The organism is Azospirillum fermentarium (genome assembly GCF_025961205.1).
GTDB lineage: Bacteria > Pseudomonadota > Alphaproteobacteria > Azospirillales > Azospirillaceae > Azospirillum > Azospirillum fermentarium.
In genome coordinates, this window is record NZ_JAOQNH010000001.1 from 74,766 (window position 1) to 94,049 (window position 19,284).

Sequence of the window (19,284 nt, forward strand, 5' to 3'; positions counted from 1 at the left end):
GGATAAGGAGTGCCGTGGATGATCGGCCGGGACCAGCTTGTCGATGCCTTGAACGGCCTGATCCACATTGTGGAGGACAGCCACGAGGGCTACCGCCAGGCCGCGGAAAACGCCGCGGAGGATGGCATGAAGGGCCTGTTCAACGACGTGGCCGCCCAGCGCGGTGCCATCGTGCGGGAGCTGCAGCGGCTGGTGGCGGAACAGGGCGGCGCCCCCGGCATGGGCGGAACGGTGACCGGCAGCACCCTGCGCTTCTTCCTGGACCTGAAACAGGCGGTTCTGGGCCACGACCGCACGGCACTTCTGGATGGGATCGAGCGGGGGGAGACGGAATGTCTGCGCCTGTACGACCAGACCCTGGATCTGGACATCCCGCCCGAGGTGCACAGCACCCTGGCCCGCCACCGCGACCGGATCGGGCTGGATTTCGGCCGCATGAACGGCCTGCGCCTGACGGTGGAAAAGGCGGAAGAAGCGGATCAATAGGGGGCGAAGTGTCCTTTTCCCTCTGCTGCATTGCGGGAACGTCCGTTGTGCCCGATGCCCCGCGGGATTAGGTGACAGGGAAACGGCCACCATCCAAAGGGTTGATAATCATGACGGAACGCCTGATCAACGACGGCGCCTTCGCCCTGTTCCAGATTGAGAACCGCGTGTGCGTCAGCGAGTTGAAGAAGCGCGGTGACAGTGCCGACGCGGCCATCGCCGCCGCGTTCGAAGCCGACAAGAACCGCTATGTCCACAAATTCGCCGACCTGCTGAACAGCCTGAAGGCGTCGGGGCTGTCGGTGGTGCGCAACGGGTAACGTCCGTCGGGCTTAACGTCCGTCGGTTTTTTCCGTGTGCTTCGCGCTTCAAACAGCAAATCGCTTGAAGCGTGAAGCGCACTCTAGGCTCTGTGGACAAAGGTTGGTATCCAAATACGAATAGCGGCGAGCTTGACGAAGGCGATGAAGGAAGAGCGGGTCTTGTCATAACGGGTTGCGACCCGCCTCATCTGTTTGAGTTTGTTGAACATTCTTTCGATTTTGTTGCGAGCCTTGTAGGCCTCCTTGTCAAAAGCGGGCATTGTCTTGCGGGTTGGGTTCGGCTTGATGATCGGACGGATAGCCCGGATCAGCAAATGCTCACGGTTGGCATCGCTATCATAACCGGCATCGGCGAGCAGGGCCTTGGGAGAGGGGATCTCCAGCGGGATTTCCATCAAAGGGATCAATTGCTTGCTGTCGGATGCCTCGCCCCCGGTCACGATGAAGGCCAGGGGCCGCCCGGTCCGATCGCACCGTGCGTGGATCTTGCTCGTAAAGCCGCCGCGCGAACGACCAAATCCCGCCGCGCAGGTCCCCCTTTTGCGCCCGCGGCTTGGCTGTGACCCCGAACCGTCGTGCTATCGACCATCTGATCCTTCCAGTCGTCGGTAATGCCCAACTCGACCAGCGTTTCGAGGATCTCGTCGAAGACCCCTTGGACACACCAGCGCCGGAACCGCCGAAAGATCGAATTCCAGTTTCCATAGCGCTCCGGCAAGTCCCGCCAGGGAATACCAGTACGCAAAACATAGTTTATCCCGTTGAAAAAACGGCGATTGTCATGGGCTGGCCGGCAGCCTCGCCCGCGCTCCGAAGGCAAAAGCGGGCCAATCACCGCCCATTCGCCATCCGATATCTCCCCGCGCTCCATCAAGACCTCCCATCCAAATGAAGTCTTGAATCAGATTCTCCCTCCGTTGGGAAGCCCCTTTGTCCACAGAGCCTAAAGCAGCGGCTGCGCGCTGCGCCGTTCCTCCAGCACCGCCAGCAGCGCGCGCTGCCCGGCGGGATCCATGGTGCGCCATGCCTTGATTTCCGCCAGCGTGCGCAGACAGCCCATACAGGTCAGGCTGTCCTCGTCCAGTGTGCACTGACGGCGGCAGGGCGAGGGCACCCGGTCTTGGGGCTCGGGAACGGTGGCGGTATCGGCAGGCATGGGCGGCACGCACAGAGTGAGGACGGGGGGCAGCTATAGCATGGCCCCCGCCACACCGTCAGCGGCAAAACCAACCATTCCGGTGGGCCTTACTCCACGGCGTTGGGCGGGTCGGGATCATCGTCCCACCCGCCTTCCGGGGCGGGGAAACGCTCCAGCCATTGGCGCACCAGCACCACGTGGTGGGATTCCTCCGCCGCGAAGTCGCGGGCCAGCCGGGCGACCTCTTCCACCGCGGTCTGTTCGGCCACGGCAGCGTAATAGGCGTGCCCGGCCTCCTCGCACGCCAGCGCCATGCGCAGCGCGTGGTGGGGCGTCATCAGGTAATGGGCACCGTCGAAGGCCGCGGCCTCGGGCGACTCGGACGTACCGGTCCATTGGAATTCCCACGGCGCCACCTTGGGCAGCGGGCCGTGGGCGGCGGCGATCGCCGTCACCTCGTCGCGGTGCAGGCGGGAATAGCGGGCCATGTCGCGGAACAGCGCCGCCACCTGCCAGTTGTTGTGCGCCTCCATGCTGTCGGCCAGTTCGTCGTAGCGCAGGGCGGCCTCGCTCTCCAGCTCCACCGCGTGGGCCAGGAACAGCGGCAGGCTGGACGCCCCGCCGGTCACCGTCGGGGAAGAGGGGGCGGCGGTCATACGGCAAACTCCGCTTCGATGGCGTCCAGGGTGGCCGCGGATGCGGCGGGGGCGGTGTCGGGGGCGAAGGGGCGGCGGTTGCCGGCCAGGAAGACGCCCAGCCCGAAGCCGTCGTCCTCCAGCGCGTTGCGCATGGCGATGGCGGCGTCCTGGGCCGGTTCGCGGCCATAGGGGTGAACCGTGCTCTTCCACCCCCGCTGTTCCGGGCGGAAGGTGACGCAGGGGCTGAGCACCTGGATCACCGAGAAGCCCGGATGGCGGATGCCCTCCACGATCAGCCGCGCCACCCCGTTGGGGTCGCCGGCAAAGCCGCGCGCCACGAAATTCGCCCCGCAGGAAATGGCCAGCGGCACCGGCTGCACCGGCGACACGCCAGGGCCGTGGGGGGTCAGCTTGCTGTTGCACCAGTCGGGTTCGGTGGTGGGCGACGCCTGCCCCTTGGTCATGCCATAGACCTCGTTGTCCATGATGACATAGGTCAGGTTGACGTTGCGGCGGCAGGCGTGGAGGAAATGGTTGCCGCCGATGGAAAACCCGTCGCCGTCACCGCCGAACACCACCACGGTCAGGTCGGGCCGCGCCAGCTTCAGCCCCGAGGCCGCCGCCAGCGCCCGCCCGTGCACCCCGTGGAAACCATACACGCTGGTGTAGGCCGGGATGCGCGACGAACAGCCGATGCCCGACACCACCGCCGTCTGGTGGCGGGGCAGTTCCAGCAGGGCAAAGGCGCGGGTGGTGGCGGCCAGCACCGAATAATCGCCGCAGCCGGGGCACCAGATGGGCTTGACCGCCGATTTGTAATCCTGCGGCGTCGGAGCCGGAGCCGCGTCCAACGCGGGCTGATCCACAGACTGATCCATGCTCACAGGCTCCCCACCGCAATGAGAGACTCGGACAACAGGGGCTTCAGGGCCGCTTCCACCTCGTGCGCACGGATGGGCAGCGGGCCGGGGCGGCTCATCACCGCCACCCCGCGGGGCAGGTCGTAATGGGCGCGCAGGTATTTGTGGAACTGGGCGCCGTGGGTCTGCTCCACCACCAGAACCCGGTCCACCCCGGCGAGGGCCGCGGCCATGGCCGCCGGCTGCACCGGGGACAGCAGCCGCACCGCCACCAGCCGCACCGCATGGCCGGCGGCGCGCAGGCGGGCCGCCGCCTCCCGCGCCGGACCGGCGGACGAACCCCACGTCAGGATGGCCACCGGCCCTTCCCCCTCCACATCGGCCCAGGCCGGGCCGTAGTCATGGAGCGTCAGCTTGCGCTGGCGCTTGTCCAGCTGGCGGTGATGGTCGGCGGCCTGGGACGACGGCAGGCCCCGTTCGCTGTGCTCCAGCCCATCCGCGGTGTGCTCGCCGCCGATCATGCCGGGGATGGCGGCGGGGGAAACGCCGTCGTCGGTGACGGCGTAGCGGCGGTAGTCGCCGGCCTGGGTGTCGGCCAGCCGCCGTTCGGCCCGGTGGGGGGCGTCGGCGGGCCGGGCGATGACGGCGCGCGACTGACCCATGGCCTGGTCCGACAGCACGATGGCCGGGGTTTGCAGCGCCTCGGCCAGATGGACGGCCCATTGGGTGGTGAACAGACAGTCGCCGATGGAATTGGGCGCCAGCACCAGATGGGGCGCATCGCCGTGCAGGCCATAGACGGCGATGTTCAGGTCCGACTGTTCCGATTTGGTGGGGATGCCGGTGGACGGGCCGCCGCGCATCACGTCCACCACCACCACCGGGGTTTCCGACGCCACCGCCAGCCCCAGCGCCTCGGTCATCAGCGACAGGCCCGGCCCGGCGGTGGCGGTGATGGACGGCACCCCGCCGAACGAGGCGCCCAGGCACATGTTGATGGAGGCCAGCTCATCCTCGGCCTGCACCAGCAGCCCGCCGGTGCGCGCCAGATTGGGGGCCAGCCATTCCAGAATTTCCGTGGCCGGCGTGATGGGATAGGCAGCGCAGAACCGCACCCCGGCCTTCAGCGCGCCGAACCCCGCCGCCTCGTTGCCCGAAATGTTCCAGCGCGCGCCGCCGTCCGGTTCCGGCGGCGGCAGGGTCAGGCCGAGGCCCCAGCCCTCCACCGCCGTGGCCCCGGCGTCGATGGCGGCGGCGGATGCGGTGACGGCGGCATCCCCCTTCTTGCCCAGCGCGTCGCGGATCACCGCGTCCAGCCCGGCGCGCGGCAGCCCCACCAGGGCCGCCACCACCCCCAGCCCCACCATGTTGACCCGCCCGCCGGGCACGGTGCCGGCCAGCTCGCGGATCGACACGTCCAGCACCCGCGCGCCCGAGGCGGTCAGGACCGGCGGCACCTCGCCCTGTTCGGGATCGGTGATGATGATGCTGGCGGCGGTCATCGGCAGTTCGGCGGCGAACCGCTCCACATTCTGCCAGTCGAACGCCACCACCAGATCGAAGACGTCCCCCGGCGCCAGCACCGGGTTGGGCGACAGCCGGACGAAGGCCGCAGCCTCCCCCCCGCGGATCTGCGGGCCGGAAGAGCGGGACATCAGCCCGTACCACCCGACCTTGGCGGCGGCGTCCAGCAGCATCTGCCCCGCCGTCATCACCCCGGCGCCGCCGCTGCCCACCAGCGCGACCGTGACCTGATCCCGTTTCATGCCGTGCGCCTGCCTTCCCATGGACCGGACCGGGCGTTTTCCGCCCGGATGTTGGTATCCACCCTTCATGACCGACAAAAGGATACGAAGGAATGATATGGCGCAAGCGGTAACGGCAACGTAGCAAAATGCCGCACAGTTCACTGATTTTTTATAAATCAAACAAACAGAGCCACAAACATATGATGAGACCCGCAATCGGCGGAAGCGTGGGTCGTAACGAAGGGTCAGCCGGTGCGCAGCACGGTGGTCATTTGGCTTTTGCGATCATGTCCGTCATATACTCGTTCAGGTCGCGAAAATCCTTAATTGTCCATGCGAAGGCAGGCAAATTTACACCGTTTTCCCGCAAGGTTCTTGGAATCAGATCGCCATTCGGACGGAGTATTACGGATGACACGATGACACCTGGGTAATCGAACAGACGCTTCTTGAACTCGCGTGTCGTAAGATCCGGTGTCGGAGGATTGCTTTTATCGGCCAAAGGCCCGGTGCCTTTGATATCCTTACCGTGGCACAGAGCGCAGCGGTTCAAGAAAATCCGCTCTCCATTACGGCTGTCCGCCAAAACCGCAGATGGCATGCCCAACATTACCACCAATGCGGTGATGAAATATTTCCTAATCCCCATGGTGCTCCGTCTTTGATAATCCCGATGCATCCGTGCAGGAAAATGCTGACCGCGCGAGTGCCGCAAGACGTGGCCGTCGCGCCATGCGCCCTACTCGCCGTAACGCTCTTCCCGCCACGGGTCGCCGTGGTTGTGATAGCCGCGCTGCTCCCAATAACCCGGACGGTCGTGGGCGAGGAATTCGATTCGCTTCACCCACTTCGCACTTTTCCAGAAATAGAGCTTGGGCACCACCACCCGCACCGGGCCGCCGTGGTCCAGGCTGATGGGGCTGCCCTCCCACCCCGTGGCCAGCAGGGTGTCGTCGTCGTCGAAGGCCGACAGCGGCAGGTTGGTGGTGTAGCCGTCGAAGGAATGGAACAGGACGAAGGCCGCCTCGGGCTTGGGGCGCACCAGATCCAGCAGGTGGCGGGCGCTCACCCCCTCCCATGTGTTGTCGTAGCGCGACCATGTGGTGACGCAATGGATGTCGGTGACGATGCGGAACACCGGCTGCGCCGTCAGGTCGGCCCACGACCAGTGCAGCGGCTGTTCCACCAGCCCATCGACGGTCAGCGACCAGCGGCTGGGGTCCAGGTTGGGCACGATGCCCAGATCCAGCACCGGCCACGCCGCCGTCAGGTGCTGGCCCGGCGGCAGACGGTCGTGCCGGGGATCGGCGGAGGCGCCGGTCAGCCCGCGGCCCTGGCGCGCCCAGGCTTCCTTCGCCGCGATGAGCTTGTCGTTGGGGGTGTCGTCGGTCATGGGCCGGGAATCCCGAGTCGGTGTGGCAAGCCTTTAGACATGCGCCCCTTTTCCCGCCCGTCAAGACGGGGCCGGGCATAAGAAAACCCCCGCCCGATGGGGGCGGGGGTTTGCTCCGGTTGTTACCCTGCGTTCGCAGGATCACATGTGCAGCGGACGCCCATCCACGGCGAGCGCGGCTTCCTTGGTCGCTTCCGACAGGGTCGGGTGGGCGTGGCAGGTGCGGGCGATGTCTTCGGCCGACGCGCCGAATTCCATGGCCAGCGCCAGTTCCGCCACCATTTCCGACACGTTCGGCCCGATCAGGTGGGCGCCCAGCACCTTGTCGCTGTGGGCATCGGCCAGGATCTTGATGAAGCCGTCGGTGCTGTTGATGGCGCGGGCGCGGCCATTGGCGGTGAAGGGGAACTTGCCCGCCTTGTACGCCACGCCGGCGGCCTTCAGCTCCTCTTCGGTCTTGCCGACCGAGGCCACTTCCGGCCAGGTGTAGACCACGCCGGGGATGACGTCGTAGTTCACGTGACCGGCCTGGCCGGCCAGGATCTCGGCCAGCGCCACGCCCTCGTCCTCGGCCTTGTGGGCCAGCATCGGGCCTTCCACCACGTCGCCGATGGCATAGATGCCGGGCACGTTGGTGGCGAAGTGATGGTCGATCTTCACGCGCCCGCGGTTGTCCAGCTCCACGCCCACGGCGTCCAGGCCCAGGCCGTCGGTGTGGGGACGGCGGCCGATGGCCACCAGCACCACGTCGGCTTCCAGCGTCTCCGCCGCACCGCCCGCCGCCGGCTCCAGGGTCAGGGCCACGCCCGACTCGGTGGTGGTGGCGCCGGTGACCTTGGTGGACAGCTTGAAGGTCAGGCCCTGCTTGCCCAGGATGCGCTGGGCCTGCTTGGAGAGTTCACCATCCATGGTCGGCAGCACGCGGTCGAGGAATTCGACCACCGTGACCTGCGCGCCCAGGCGGCCCCACACCGAGCCCAGTTCCAGCCCGATCACGCCGCCGCCGATGACGACCAGACGCTTCGGAACCTCCGGCAACGCCAGGGCGCCGGTGGACGACACGATCTTCTGCTCGTCGATGGTCAGGCCGGGCAGCGGGGTGACTTCCGAGCCGGTGGCGATGACGATGGCCTTGGACGCGGTGACGGTCTGGGTGGTGTCACCCTCGACCACCACGGTGTTGGCGGCGGTGATGCGGCCCGCACCCTTCAGCCACGTGATCTTGTTCTTCTTGAACAGGAACTCCACGCCGCCGACGTTGGACTTCACCACCTCGTCCTTGTGCTTCATGACGCCGGGCAGGTCCAGCTCGACGCCAGCCACCTTCACGCCGAAGCGGGCGAGGCCGTGCTTGGCCTCCTCATACTTTTCCGAGGCGGCCAGCAGCGCCTTGGACGGGATGCAGCCCACGTTGAGGCACGTTCCGCCCAGGGTGCCGCGCTTTTCCACGCACGCCACCTTGAAGCCAAGCTGTGCGGCGCGGATCGCGCAGACATAGCCACCGGGACCGCCGCCGATCACGACGACATCAAACGTGCTCTCAGCCATTTGGGCTTTTTCCTTCCGCCGTTCGTTCGCTCAATATCGGTTGCGTCCGCGCCCTCTTGGTCTTGAGGCTGGGGTTCGGCCGCGGGGCCGATTTATGCCCCCCCTTTCCCCCCGGCGCAACGGCGGAGTTCATCCTTTCGGAATAGACGCCGCCGTATTGGCGAAAATGGCGCAAGTGAAGCCCGTCTTTTGGGCAAAATCACACAGCAAAGACCCAATCGGACACCATGTGGTCAATGGTCAGACCACTCAGCACCATGGTATCGCCGCTGGTGAAATTCACGTGCACGCCGTCGGCGGCCCCGGCAAAGCTCCATCCCATGCCCCCCGACACCTGAATCCGGTCGCCCTGCCAACCGTTGAAATCGGTGATGACATCGTGCCCGTCGCCGCGGCGCATGACGAAGCTGTCGGCCCCGCTGCCGCCCGTCAGGGTGTCGCTGCCGGGGCTGCCCATCAGGTAATCGTTGCCGGCATCGCCGTACAGCCGGTCGTTGCCCGACCCGCCATACAGCCCGTCGTTCCCCGACCCGCCGTAGAGCGTGTCGTTGCCGGCCACCCCCCACAACTGATCGTTGCCGGCCCAGCCCCACAGCACATCGTCGCCGCCCTTCCCTTCCAGATAATCGGCCCCACCCGCCCCGTTGAGGGAATCGGCCTTCGCCGTGCCGTAGAGGGTCAGGCCGGCGGGGTCCACCGGGGCCGGCGGCTGATAGGCCACCACCTCCAGCGAGCGGCCCAGCAGGGATTCGGCGTTGGTGTCCACCGAGAAGAAATAATTGGCGCTGAGGGCGCTGCCCAAATCCGACATGATGGTGCCGTTGGCGGTCTGGCCGTTCCAGGTCGCCCCACCGGCGTATTCGTCGAACATGCCGATCATGTGGCCGAACTCGTGGGCAGCCAGCTCGTCCTGATAGTCCGGCCCCCAGGCGGTGTCGGTGTACCAATTCAGCAGGTCGCAGGCACCGTAGCTGTTGTGAACCGCCACGTCGTAATCGGCGTTCACGTCGGTGAACTGCACATCCACCTTGATGGCATAGGCCGACGCACCGTCGGACAGGCAGAACTTGTTGCTCCACAAGCTCTCGATGCCCTTTTCCCAGGTGGACACCAGCGCCCCGGCGTCGTCGCCGGTCAGATTGATCTTCGATGTGATGGTGAAGGCGCTGCCATCGAACGACAAATCATAATGAACATACCAGGAATAACCGCCATCCGCCCGATTTTCATAATAATCGACCGACTTCGACAGGTTTGTCCCGTACGTGTACGTGATTTCATTCCCCGCGTTCGCAGCCATGACCCCAGCCTCACCTTGGTTTTGTTGGTGAGTGAACTATACATTAACGGGATTTTAACTGCCTGTGACCAAGTTGATCCCTTGCCCATTGCTCAGGGCTTTTCAGCTTTGGTCAGAGAGACTCGGGGGAAGGCATAGATCCTTCCGGCAAACAGCCGCCACGGCCACCCCGAAGGATCGGATGAAACACGGTTTGGCGGGGTACCTCATCGGCGCGGGGCCACGGCACGAAACACTGACGTTGCCGCGGGCGTTATCCCAGCACACACATGATGTCACTGTTTGGGAGAGTTCCGATGCGGATGCTGAAAATCGTCGCCCTGCTGGGTCTGGTCGCCAGCGGCGTTGCCGCCTGCAACACCTTCGAAGGGGCGGGCCAGGACGTACAGGCCGGCGGCCGCGCCATCGAACGCTCGGCGGACAGCGTGCAGAAGAAGATGTAACGGAGCCTCATCCCCCTCTCCCACCTCGGGAGAGGGCCGGGGTGAGGGCCGATTTTCACAGCAGGAGCCCAAAAATCGAGCCGTCAGGCTCGAAACACAAGGTTTGGAACGGATGTCGGGCTGACGCACGGCATCCGGCCCTCACCCAACCCTCTCCCCGGCGGGGAGAGGGTATAAGGGGGCGTGCTGCTTACAGCTTGGGCGGCTGGCCGGCGGGCGGCGCACTGCCGTCCGCGGGTTTGCTCATGTTCTGCAGGCTGAAGATCACCTGCCCCAGAAGCTGCTCGATGCCGGGCGTGCTCTGGGTGTACTGGATGCGCCCGCCCACGGGGAGCATCTGTTCCTCCCCGCCCGGTTCGAGCGCCAGATACTTGCCGCCCAGCAGGCTTTCGCTGGCCACCAGGGCCGCGGTGTCCACCGGCAGCTTGATGCCGTTGCCCACCGACAGGTGCACGATGGCCTGGAACGTCTTCTGGTCCAGGGTCATCTCGGTGACGGTGCCGACCTTGACGCCGCTGATGCGCACGTCGGCACCCGGCTGCAGCCCGCTGATGCTGGAGAAAGCCGCGGTCAGTTCATAGCCCGACACCTTGCGCAGATCGGCGCTGGTGTAGGCGAAGACGAGAAAAAGACCGGCCACGGCGAGGACGACCCCGCCGAGGACGGTTTCAATGGAATTACGGCGCATGCCTATCGTCCTGATCGTGGAGACCGCCGGGCGTTACGCCGGGGTCCACGGCTCATAGTCGCCGGTGGCGGGGGCACGGGTGCCGCCGGCCAGCGTGTGGCCCGACGGACGGTACGCCTGCACCGAACCGGATGCGTTGGGCGCGTGCTCCTTCTGCCACGGACGGTGGAAGGGGCTGTCCTTTTCCGGCAGCGGGTCCAGACGGGTGTGATGCAGCCAGGAATGCCATTCCGGCGGCACCTTCGACGCGTCGGGCTCGCTGGCATAGATCACCCAGCGGCGTTCCTTCACGCCACGGCGGGCGTTCTTGTCCCGATAGTACTTGTTGCCGAAACGGTCGGTTCCGACCAGTTCACCGCGGCGCCACGTCATGAAATTGATGTGGACGTTGGCCATCCGCGCGATCAGGGAGATCTTTTCGCTCATCGTCCGTGCATTGTCGGGGGCCGGTGCGGCGCCGGGGCGGCCGTCGTGCCGTGCGTGAAAGGAAAGGGTTCTGTCGAACGGCGCGCACTATGACACCCCAGCCGCCGTCCGTCCACTGTGACCGAGCGTGCGGCCCGGCAAAGGCTCAGGTGAACTTGCGCTCGGTCAGCAGCAGCCGCACGGCGAAGCCCAGGAACAGCACCCCCGCCACCCCGTCCAGCGCCGTGCGCATGGTGCGGCTGGTCAGGAACGCCCGCGCGGCCCCGGCGCTCAGCGCCGCCACCCCCATCAGGTACACGCAGCCCATGCCGGCCAGGATGCAGCCCAGCAGGAAGGTCTGCAGCGCCACCTGCCCCCGTTCGGGCGCCACGAACTGCGGCACGAAGGCGAGGTAGAACAGGATAACCTTGGGATTCAGCATGTTGGTCAGCAGGGCGTTGAGGAACACCACCCGCGCCGTGGCCGGGGCCACCGCCGCCGGGGCCATGTCGCCCGACCGCTGGGTCTGCACCGCCGCCCACAGTGCCCGCCCGCCGATCCACGCCAGATACCCCGCCCCGGCATAGCGCAGCACGTCGAACAGCGCGGGCGAGGTGGCGATCACCGCCGACACGCCGGCAGCGGCCAGCAGCGCCTGCACCACATTGCCCAGCGTGATCCCGGCGGTGGCGATCCACCCGGCCCGCCGCCCCTCCATCAGCCCGCGGGACAGCACCAGCAGCGAATCGGGGCCGGGGGCCAGCACCAGCACCGTGGCCGCCACCAGATAAAGCTGAAGCAGATGGGGATCGAGGGGCATCATGCACCGCACAAGAAAAGGGAAGGACCAAGAACCGGCGCGGATCATAGATCCGCCGGCCAGGGAATGAGAAGTGCCAGAAAGGCAAAGGTTCAATCGGGCCAGCGCCGGTGAATCCACAGCCATTGTTCCGGGCGTTCGCGGATCCACGATTCCAGCAGCGCGTTCAGGTGGACCATCACCGCCCGCGCGTCGGCGTTGCGGTCGCCGCTGTTGGGCAACGCCAGCGGCGGCAGCACCGTGATGCGGAACCGCGCCCCCCCGATGCGCTCGGCCCGCACCGGCAGCATGGGCAGCCCGAATTTCAGCGCAAGCTGCGCCCCCGCCGGGGCGGTCATGGCGTCGCGCCCGAAGAACGGCACGGGGATGCCGTCGTTCATCTTCTGGTCCACCAGCATGCCGATGTGACCACCGTCCTTCAGGTGACGCAGCATCATGCGCGCGCCCTCCGCCCCCTTGGGGATGTGCAGGGGCGTGGCGGCGTCGCGGTTGCGCAGCAGCAGACGCGCCACATAGGGATTGTTGGGCGCGCGGTAGACCAGCGCCAGCTCCAGCCCATGCTGGCGCACCGCCGCCCCCGGAATCTCCCAATTGGCCAGATGGCCGGAAATCAGGAACCCCGCCTTGCCGTCGTCGCGCGCGGCGGCCACGTGCTCGGCACCGACGAACTCCGTCCGTCCGCCGGGGGCGGGGCGGCTCAGCTCCTCCAGATGGGGGTATTCGGCGATGGTGCGGCCCAGATTGTCCCACATGCCGCGGATGATGGTGTCGATCTCGGCGGCGGATTTCTCGGGGAACGCGCGGGTCAGGTTGCGCCGCGCCCGCCGGGTGCCGCCCAGCCGCGGCCCCACCGTCCGCCCGATCCACCCGCCCAATGCCGAGGCGGCAGCGCACGGCAGCGCCCGCACCACATAATAAAAGGCATAGAGGAGCACCGCCTCCAGACGATAGGCGGCGTCGCGCAGGACCGGGTGGGACGTCCGGCTCATGGGGGTATTCTCCGGTTACGGAACCGCCGGCAGCAGCCGGCGCACAGCATCGCCGTCCTGCCATACCGCGCGGACCGGCAGCACGTCCACCATGGCGCGGGCCTCATGCGGCAGGCGCACGGCATCCTTGGCGGTGGTGGCCGGGCGGGCGTTCAGCCGGGCGGCCCGCTCCACCAGATCCATCACCGTGTCGGGGGTATAGGGGTGGTGGTCGGGGAACGGCACCCGCTCCACCACCACCGCGCCTACGGCGGCCAGGGTGTCGAAGAACTTCGCGGGCCGCCCGATGCCGGCGAAGGCCAGCACCCGCCGCCCGCGCCACCCAGCCCCGTCGGGCACCAGGGCGGCGCGCAGGATGGGCAGACCGGGGGCCTGGGCCGCCACGCCCGCGCGGTCCTCCCCCATCACCACCACGGCCCCGGCCCGCGCCAGCCCGGCGGCCACCGGCTCGCGCAGCGGCCCGGCGGGGATGAGGAAACCGTTGCCGAACCCCACCGCCCCGTCGGCCACCACCAACGCCAGATCGTGGGCCAGATGGGGATTCTGAAAGCCGTCGTCCATCACCACCACCGTGGCGCCCGCCGCCGCCGCCGCCCGCGCACCGGCCACCCGGTCGCGCGACACCCAGGCGGGGGCGGATGCCGCCAGCAGCAGCGCCTCGTCCCCCACGTCCGCGGCGGTGTGGCGGGCGGGATCCACGGCCAGCGGCCCCCGTTCCCGCCCGCCATGGCCGCGGGTGAGGAAATGCACGCGGTGGCCCAGGGCGGCGAGCATCCTGGACAGGGCGAGGCACACCGGGGTCTTGCCGGCACCGCCGGCCACCAGATTGCCGACGCACACCACCGGCACCCCCGCCCGCTGCGGCACCGCCCGGCGGCGGCGCAAGGCCCCGCCCAGCCCGTACAGCGCCCCCAGCGGCGCCAGCACCCATGCCGCCAGCCCCGGCGGGCGGTACCAGAAGGCCGGCGTCCTCATGACGGGCGCAAGGCCGGAGTCCCCAGGGCCGGGGCCAGCAGCGGGGCCAGCGCCTCCGCCACCCGGTCCACGGCGCGGCGGTTGCCCTCGGTCACCCGGGCGGCACCGGCCACCAGCGGAGCGCGGGCGGACGGGTCGGCCAGCAACGCTTCCACCGCGGGGGCCAGCGCGGCGGCATCGGCCAGGGGCCGGGCGCCGCCCGCCGCCTCCAGCGCCGCGGTGATCTCGGCGAAGTTCCACATGTGCGGGCCATAGAGCACGGCACAGCCAAGCTGCGCCGGTTCCACCGGGTTCTGGCCGCCGTGGCGGATGAACGACCCGCCCATGCACACCACCGGGGCCAGCCGGTAGAACAGCCCCAGCTCGCCCATGGTGTCGGCCACGTACACCGCATCCCCCGCCCCCGGCAGCGCGCCGGTGGAGCGGGACGCCGCCGCCAGCCCCCGTTCGGCCATCAGCGCCGCGATGGCAGGGCCACGGTGGGGGTGACGGGGGACGATGACGGTCAGCAGGCCGGGCAGCCGGTCCGCCAGCGCCCGGTGCGTATCGGCGGCCAGTTCGTCCTCGCCCGGATGGGTGCTGGCGAACAGCCACAGGGGCCGGTCACCCACCGCGCCCGTCAGCGCGTCCAGGGCCGCGGCGTCGGCGGGCGGCGGGGCGGCGGAGTATTTCAGGTTGCCGGCGCACACCACCGGCCCGGCGCCCAGCGCGCGCAGCCGCTCCCCATCCCCGTCCGTCTGGGCCAGCACCAGGGAAAAGGTGGAGAGAAGCCCGCGGATGAACCCCGGCGCCCGCCGCCAGCGCCCGAACGACCGCTGCGACAGCCGGGCGTTGACCAGGGCCGCGGGGATGCCGCGGCGGCGGATGCCGTGCAGCAGATTGGGCCAGATCTCCGATTCGATCCACAGCACGGCGTCGGGCCGCCAATGGTCGAGAAAGCGGTCCACCGCCGCCGGCAGATCCACCGGCACGTACTGATGGAAGGCCCCCGCGGGCAGCCGCCGCCCCATCAGCTCCGCCGAGGTGACGGTCCCGGTGGTCATCAGCACCGACAGCCCCGGATACCCGGCCAGCAGCCGGTCAACCAGCACGAGGATGGAGTTGGCCTCGCCCACGCTGGCGGCATGGACCCACACCAGCGGGCCGGGCGGGCGCGGGCGGGCGGCATGGCCCATCCGCTCCCCGCGGCGCTGGGGATCTTCCTTGCCGGCGGCCAGCCGGCGGGCGAGGGAGAGACGGACCACCGGCCCGGCAACACGGGTCAGGCCGCGGTAAAGAGCGTACATCATGCAACAGGCGGAATGGGACCGAAACACCCCGCCCCGGTGGAGCACCGGCGCGGGGGCGGCACCTTAGCATGGGCCGCGCGGCGACGCTAATTCCCGTACCGCATCCTTCACCCGCAAAGCGTCGGGCAGGGCATGCCCGTCGGCGGTGTTGTCGAAGACGCACCAGACCGGCCCCCGCCCCGCCTCCTCCGCCAGCCGGCGCGCCAGGGCATCGAGAACGGCGGGCGGATAGGCAGACCGGTACATCACGGGCGATCCGTGCAAGCGGCGGTAGACCAGCCCGCGCCATCCCCCCGGTTTCGCCGCGTCCGGCACCACCGCCGGGTCGGCGGCCACCCGCGCCACCCGGTGGGCGGCCAGCAGCCCGCCGGCGGCGGGCACGAACCACGAGCGGTGCCGCGGCTCGCACACCACATCCCCGCCGAACCGCTGCCGCAGCCCGGCGAAGAACGCCCCCGCCACACCTCCGTCGAACCGCAGCGACGGGGGAAGCTGCACCAGCAGCGGTCCCAGCCGGTCCCCCAACTCCGTCACCTCCCCCAGGAAACGGGCCAGCGGTTCGCCGGCATCCCGCAGCCGGCGGTCATGGGTGACGGTGCGCGGCAGCTTGACCGCAAAGCGGAACCCCGGCGGCACCGACCGTGCCCAGCGGGCATAGGTGGCCGGGCGGTGCGGGCGGTAGAAGCTGGTGTCGATCTCCACCGCCGGCATGACGCGGGCGTAGCGGTCCAGGTGCGTCCCCCCGCTGGGAAACAGCGGCGCCACCGCCGCCGCGATCCCCCACCCCGCGGTGCCCAGGAAAATCCGGTTTTCCCCCGATGTTTGTCCATCCATTTACACACCTTGAAAATGTTATTTTATCAGATCAACACTTTCCTATTGCGCATATCGGATTTCCGGGGCAGAGTTTCACAGCCGGCCGGGTTTCAATACTGCCAACCCACCGCGCTCTTTCCATACGAACCTGACTCCAGGCCCGGCGGACATACCGCCGGGCCTTTTTTCTCATGCTCTTGACCGGTGGGCCGTGATGGTGTCCTGTTCCATACGGCACCGTTTTCACCCTCTTGAGCATCTCTTGAACACCCAGCGAGACAGGAGCGTTCCCCCATGGCCGGCGGCGTGGCATTGGACCGGGATGGCGTCACCGCCACCCTCACCCTCAACAACCCGGAACGGCTGAACGCCTTCGACAAGCCGCAATGGCTGGGGCTGCAGGACGCTCTGGACCGGGTGTGGGCCGACGGCACCTTGCGGGTGGTGGTGGTGCGCGGGGCGGGAAAGGCGTTCAGCCCCGGCGCCGACATTTCCGAATTCGCCGCCGAGCGCGGCTCGCCGGAGCAGGCGCAGGAGTACGGCGTGCTGATGGACCGGGTGATGGAGCGGCTGCGCGACTGCCCGCTGCCCACCATCGCCGCCATCGACGGGCCGTGCTGCGGCATCGGGCTGGCGGTGGCGCTGGCCTGCGACCTGCGCATCTGCACCGAATCCAGCCGCTTCGGCGTGCCGGTCAGCCGCCTGGGCATCTCCATGGCGCTGCCGGAATTGAAATTGCTGTTCGACGTGGTGGGCCGTCCGGCGGCGCTGGAAATCCTGCTGGAGGGGCGGGTGTTCGACGCCGCCCTGGCACGGCAGATGGGGCTGGTCAACCGGGTGATGCCCGACGGCGGGCTGGAGACGGAAATCGCCGCCACCGCCAAGCGCATTGCCGACGGCGCCCCGCTGGCCGCCCGCTGGCACAAGGCGTTCGTCACCCGCTGCGCCGACCCTGCCCCCCTGACCGAGGCGGAAATCGCCGAATGCTACCGCTGCTTCGGCACCGAGGATTACCGCGAGGGCTACAGCGCGTTCCTGGAAAAGCGGCGCCCGGTGTTCCGCGGGCGTTGACCGCGGGAACGGCGCCCGTACCATGGGCGCCATGACCACCGACGCCGCCCCCCTGTTGCTCTCCGCCGCCGACGCCGCCCTGGCGGCGGCGGAAGCCACCCCCGCCCCCGGCGCGCCCGCCGCCATCGACACCGGGGCTCTGCGGGACCGGCTGGCGATGTCCACCCGCCCCATGCTGCTGCTGGGGGACGGGCCGGGGTGGAGCGATGGGGCGTGCGCGGACATCGCCCTGTTCGCCGGTGCCAACGCCCTGACCACCGCCGTCACCGCCGGCGGCAGCGACCGGCTGGACAACGAAAACCCCTGTTACGCCGGCACGCTGGGGCCGGCGGCCGACCCGCGGCTGACGGCGCGGCTGGAGCTGTCCGACTGTCTGGTGGCGGTGGGGGAGGTGCCGGCGCCGTGGGCGGACCATCCGGCCCTGCTTCCTCTGCCCGGCGATGCCGCGGCGGTGGCCGCCGCCCTGGTTGCGGGCGAGCCGGTGGCCGAGGTGCCATGGACCGGCTGGGCCATCGCCGCCCGCAACGATTATGCCGACTGGTCCGCCGCCGATCCCTGGCCGGGGCCGGTGGATGTGGGCGCCATCCTGGGATGGCTGCGCGAGCGGCTGCCCACCGACGCGCTGGTGGCCGCCGACGGCGGGCCGCTGGCCGGGCTGGTCCAGCGCCACCTGCTGTTCCGCCGTCCGGGCCGGCTGGTGACGGGAACGGAAGGGATGGCGGGGTTCGCGGCGGCGGCGGCGGTGGCCGCCCGCACGGCACGGCCCCGGCGCATGGCGGCGGGGTTCACCGACGGCGCCGGTCTGCTGGCCGCCCTTCCCCTCTTGGCCCAGGCGGCGGCGGCGCGCGCGCCGGCCCTGGTCGTCGCGCTCAACGAGGGGCCGGTTGATCTGGCCGCGGCGGCGAACGCCCAGGGTGCCTTTGCCGTCACCGTCGCAACGTCCCCCGATTTCATCCAGGCCTTTTGGGACGCCCTGTGGAGTCGCACCGCCGCGCTGATCGAATTGCGTGTGGAGAGCGGGCAGATCACCACTCAAACGCTGTGGGACGCCGCCCGGGCCACGGCCATGACCCAAGCGGAGGGCTGATTTTCCCCAGCCGCGCACCCCACGGCCACGGAATTGCATAATTTCTGCAACGCACCAGCGCCTTAGAACGTGCGTTCCCGCCCCGTTGCCGGTATAACCGAGTCTGGCGGGTGTATTACCCGCCGCAACGAGATATTCCGGGCTGATCCGGCCACGGAAACCGAAACAGGACGGGATGATGGACTGGGACAAGCTCCGCGTGTTCCACGCCGTGGCCGAAGCAGGCAGTTTTACCCACGCCGGCGAAACGCTGAACCTCAGCCAGTCGGCGGTCAGCCGCCAGATCAGCGCGCTTGAGGAAAGCCTTGGCGTACCGCTGTTCCACCGCCATGCGCGCGGGCTGATCCTGACGGAACAGGGTGAGCTGCTGCACCGCACGGCACGGGAGGTCTTCGCCAAGCTGTCGATGACCGAGGCGATGCTCACCGAAAGCAAGGAGCATCCCAAGGGGCCGCTGAAGGTCACCACCACCGTCGCGTTCGGCACCACATGGCTGACGCCGCGCATCCGGGAGTTCATGACGATCTACCCGGACATCCAGCTCACGCTGCTGATCGACGACAGCGAGCTGGATCTGGCCATGCGCGAGGCGGACATCGCCATCCGCATGAACACGCCGCGCCAGCCGGACCTGATCCAGCGGCACCTGATGACCATCCGCTTCCACCTCTACGCCCACCAGACCTATGTGAAGCGGCGCGGCACCCCGCGCACGGGCGCGGAACTGGCCGAGCACGACGTCATCGCCTACCCGCCCGACAGCCGCGCGCCCATCGCCAACGTGAATTGGCACCTGGACCTGATGGATTCGCCGGCCAACGGCTTCAAGCCGGTGCTGCAGGTCAACAGCATGTACGCCATCTACCGCGCGGTGCAGAGCGGGCTCGGCATCGGCGCCCTGCCCGACTTCCTGGTGGAGGACGGCAAGGATCTGGTGCGCGTCCTGCCCGAAGCGCCGACGCCCAAGGTCGATGCCTATTTCGTCTATGCCGAGGAACTGCGCCATTCCAAGCGCATCGCGGTCTTCCGCGACTTCCTGGTGAAGAAGGTGGCGGAAAGCCAGTTCTGAGCCCCCGAAAGCCCTCTCCCCCCGGGGAGAGGGTTGGGTGAGGGCCGGTTTTCGCGCGGACACGCCTGAAAACCGTTGCGAAGCACCCTCGAATCTTACGTTTGGAGAGTCTGACGGCTCGCTTTTCGGGCTGACGCGCGAAAAGCGGCCCTCACCCCCCTGCCCCTCTCCCCGGGGGGAGAGGGGGGGATGCCGCGC

The 19,284-nt window shown here is 68.4% G+C and carries 23 protein-coding genes; 6 read left to right on the forward strand and 17 right to left on the reverse strand.

Annotated elements, in window-relative coordinates; genetic code table 11:
• Positions 1-18 precede the first annotated feature (18 nt).
• Together M2352_RS00355 and M2352_RS00360 are read left to right on the forward strand one after the other, a co-directional pair.
• Positions 19-486, forward strand: coding sequence for a PA2169 family four-helix-bundle protein (locus tag M2352_RS00355; RefSeq protein ID WP_264662533.1), 468 nt, complete (start codon positions 19-21; stop codon positions 484-486).
• Between the two features lie 110 nt (positions 487-596).
• Positions 597-806 carry a hypothetical protein gene (locus M2352_RS00360; protein ID WP_264662534.1) on the forward strand — a complete coding sequence of 70 codons (210 nt, stop codon included), beginning with the start codon at positions 597-599 and terminating at the stop codon, positions 804-806.
• An 83-nt stretch (positions 807-889) separates the two neighbouring features.
• Here the strand turns inward: M2352_RS00360 and M2352_RS00365 are convergent, their stop codons facing one another.
• The 10 genes from M2352_RS00365 to M2352_RS00410 all read right to left on the reverse strand — a co-directional run bounded on the left by M2352_RS00365 (position 890) and on the right by M2352_RS00410 (position 9,434).
• Positions 890-1,294 carry an IS5 family transposase gene (locus M2352_RS00365; RefSeq protein ID WP_406567259.1) on the reverse strand — a complete coding sequence of 135 codons (405 nt, stop codon included), beginning with the start codon at positions 1,292-1,294 and terminating at the stop codon, positions 890-892.
• Entirely contained in the window at positions 1,246-1,680 is a 435-nt protein-coding gene (locus M2352_RS00370; RefSeq protein WP_264663615.1) for an IS5 family transposase, read from the reverse strand. Before M2352_RS00370 ends, M2352_RS00365 begins: the two co-directional genes overlap by 49 nt.
• A 72-nt stretch (positions 1,681-1,752) precedes the next feature.
• Positions 1,753-1,965, reverse strand: a complete 213-nt coding sequence (locus tag M2352_RS00375; RefSeq protein ID WP_264662535.1) for a DUF1289 domain-containing protein — start codon at positions 1,963-1,965, stop codon at positions 1,753-1,755.
• A gap of 89 nt (positions 1,966-2,054) precedes the next feature.
• Positions 2,055-2,603, reverse strand: a complete 549-nt coding sequence (locus M2352_RS00380; RefSeq protein WP_264662536.1) for a ferritin-like domain-containing protein — start codon at positions 2,601-2,603, stop codon at positions 2,055-2,057.
• Positions 2,600-3,463 (reverse strand): 2-oxoacid:ferredoxin oxidoreductase subunit beta, encoded by an 864-nt coding sequence (locus tag M2352_RS00385; RefSeq protein ID WP_264662537.1) that lies wholly within the window; start codon positions 3,461-3,463, stop codon positions 2,600-2,602. The genes M2352_RS00380 and M2352_RS00385 overlap by 4 nt, the downstream gene beginning before the upstream one ends.
• A 2-nt stretch (positions 3,464-3,465) precedes the next feature.
• Positions 3,466-5,211: a 2-oxoacid:acceptor oxidoreductase subunit alpha gene (locus tag M2352_RS00390; RefSeq protein ID WP_264662538.1), complete on the reverse strand. Its 1,746-nt coding sequence runs from the start codon at positions 5,209-5,211 to the stop codon at positions 3,466-3,468.
• 250 nt (positions 5,212-5,461) lie between these two features.
• Positions 5,462-5,842 carry a cytochrome c gene (locus M2352_RS00395; protein WP_264662539.1) on the reverse strand — a complete coding sequence of 127 codons (381 nt, stop codon included), beginning with the start codon at positions 5,840-5,842 and terminating at the stop codon, positions 5,462-5,464.
• A gap of 90 nt (positions 5,843-5,932) precedes the next feature.
• Positions 5,933-6,586 carry a sulfite oxidase-like oxidoreductase gene (locus M2352_RS00400; RefSeq protein WP_264662540.1) on the reverse strand — a complete coding sequence of 218 codons (654 nt, stop codon included), beginning with the start codon at positions 6,584-6,586 and terminating at the stop codon, positions 5,933-5,935.
• A 141-nt stretch (positions 6,587-6,727) separates the two neighbouring features.
• The gene (lpdA, locus tag M2352_RS00405) at positions 6,728-8,134 is read right to left on the reverse strand and encodes a dihydrolipoyl dehydrogenase (protein WP_264662541.1); all 1,407 of its coding nucleotides are present in this window, start codon (positions 8,132-8,134) and stop codon (positions 6,728-6,730) included.
• Between the two features lie 199 nt (positions 8,135-8,333).
• Positions 8,334-9,434, reverse strand: coding sequence for a calcium-binding protein (locus tag M2352_RS00410; protein ID WP_264662542.1), 1,101 nt, complete (start codon positions 9,432-9,434; stop codon positions 8,334-8,336).
• A gap of 296 nt (positions 9,435-9,730) precedes the next feature.
• On the opposite strand from M2352_RS00410, the gene M2352_RS00415 reads away from it, so the two are divergent.
• Entirely contained in the window at positions 9,731-9,877 is a 147-nt protein-coding gene (locus M2352_RS00415) for an entericidin A/B family lipoprotein (RefSeq protein WP_264662543.1), read from the forward strand.
• 190 nt (positions 9,878-10,067) lie between these two features.
• On the opposite strand, the gene mlaD is transcribed toward M2352_RS00415, so the two are convergent.
• The 7 genes from mlaD to M2352_RS00450 all read right to left on the reverse strand — a co-directional run bounded on the left by mlaD (position 10,068) and on the right by M2352_RS00450 (position 15,877).
• Entirely contained in the window at positions 10,068-10,565 is a 498-nt protein-coding gene (gene mlaD, locus M2352_RS00420) for an outer membrane lipid asymmetry maintenance protein MlaD (protein ID WP_264662544.1), read from the reverse strand.
• A 33-nt stretch (positions 10,566-10,598) separates the two neighbouring features.
• A complete protein-coding gene (locus M2352_RS00425) occupies positions 10,599-10,991 on the reverse strand; it encodes an NADH:ubiquinone oxidoreductase subunit NDUFA12 (protein ID WP_264662545.1) in 393 nt (130 codons plus the stop codon).
• Positions 10,992-11,136: 145 nt separating this feature from the next.
• Complete coding sequence (locus M2352_RS00430) at positions 11,137-11,793, reverse strand: LysE family translocator (RefSeq protein WP_264662546.1); 657 nt, start codon at positions 11,791-11,793, stop codon at positions 11,137-11,139.
• A gap of 89 nt (positions 11,794-11,882) precedes the next feature.
• Entirely contained in the window at positions 11,883-12,779 is an 897-nt protein-coding gene (locus tag M2352_RS00435) for an LpxL/LpxP family acyltransferase (protein ID WP_264662547.1), read from the reverse strand.
• Positions 12,780-12,794: 15 nt separating this feature from the next.
• Complete coding sequence (lpxK, locus tag M2352_RS00440; RefSeq protein WP_264662548.1) at positions 12,795-13,754, reverse strand: tetraacyldisaccharide 4'-kinase; 960 nt, start codon at positions 13,752-13,754, stop codon at positions 12,795-12,797.
• The gene (locus M2352_RS00445; RefSeq protein ID WP_264662549.1) at positions 13,751-15,043 is read right to left on the reverse strand and encodes a 3-deoxy-D-manno-octulosonic acid transferase; all 1,293 of its coding nucleotides are present in this window, start codon (positions 15,041-15,043) and stop codon (positions 13,751-13,753) included. Before M2352_RS00445 ends, lpxK begins: the two co-directional genes overlap by 4 nt.
• Before the next feature lie 63 nt (positions 15,044-15,106).
• Positions 15,107-15,877, reverse strand: coding sequence for a DUF72 domain-containing protein (locus M2352_RS00450; protein WP_264662550.1), 771 nt, complete (start codon positions 15,875-15,877; stop codon positions 15,107-15,109).
• A gap of 276 nt (positions 15,878-16,153) precedes the next feature.
• Between M2352_RS00450 and M2352_RS00455 the strand changes: the two genes are divergently transcribed.
• The 3 genes from M2352_RS00455 to M2352_RS00465 all read left to right on the forward strand — a co-directional run bounded on the left by M2352_RS00455 (position 16,154) and on the right by M2352_RS00465 (position 19,086).
• Complete coding sequence (locus M2352_RS00455) at positions 16,154-16,930, forward strand: enoyl-CoA hydratase/isomerase family protein (RefSeq protein ID WP_264662551.1); 777 nt, start codon at positions 16,154-16,156, stop codon at positions 16,928-16,930.
• A gap of 22 nt (positions 16,931-16,952) precedes the next feature.
• Entirely contained in the window at positions 16,953-18,017 is a 1,065-nt protein-coding gene (locus tag M2352_RS00460) for an acetolactate synthase large subunit family protein (protein ID WP_264662552.1), read from the forward strand.
• A 178-nt stretch (positions 18,018-18,195) separates the two neighbouring features.
• The gene (locus M2352_RS00465) at positions 18,196-19,086 is read left to right on the forward strand and encodes a LysR family transcriptional regulator (protein ID WP_264665279.1); all 891 of its coding nucleotides are present in this window, start codon (positions 18,196-18,198) and stop codon (positions 19,084-19,086) included.
• Positions 19,087-19,284: the final 198 nt, after the last annotated feature.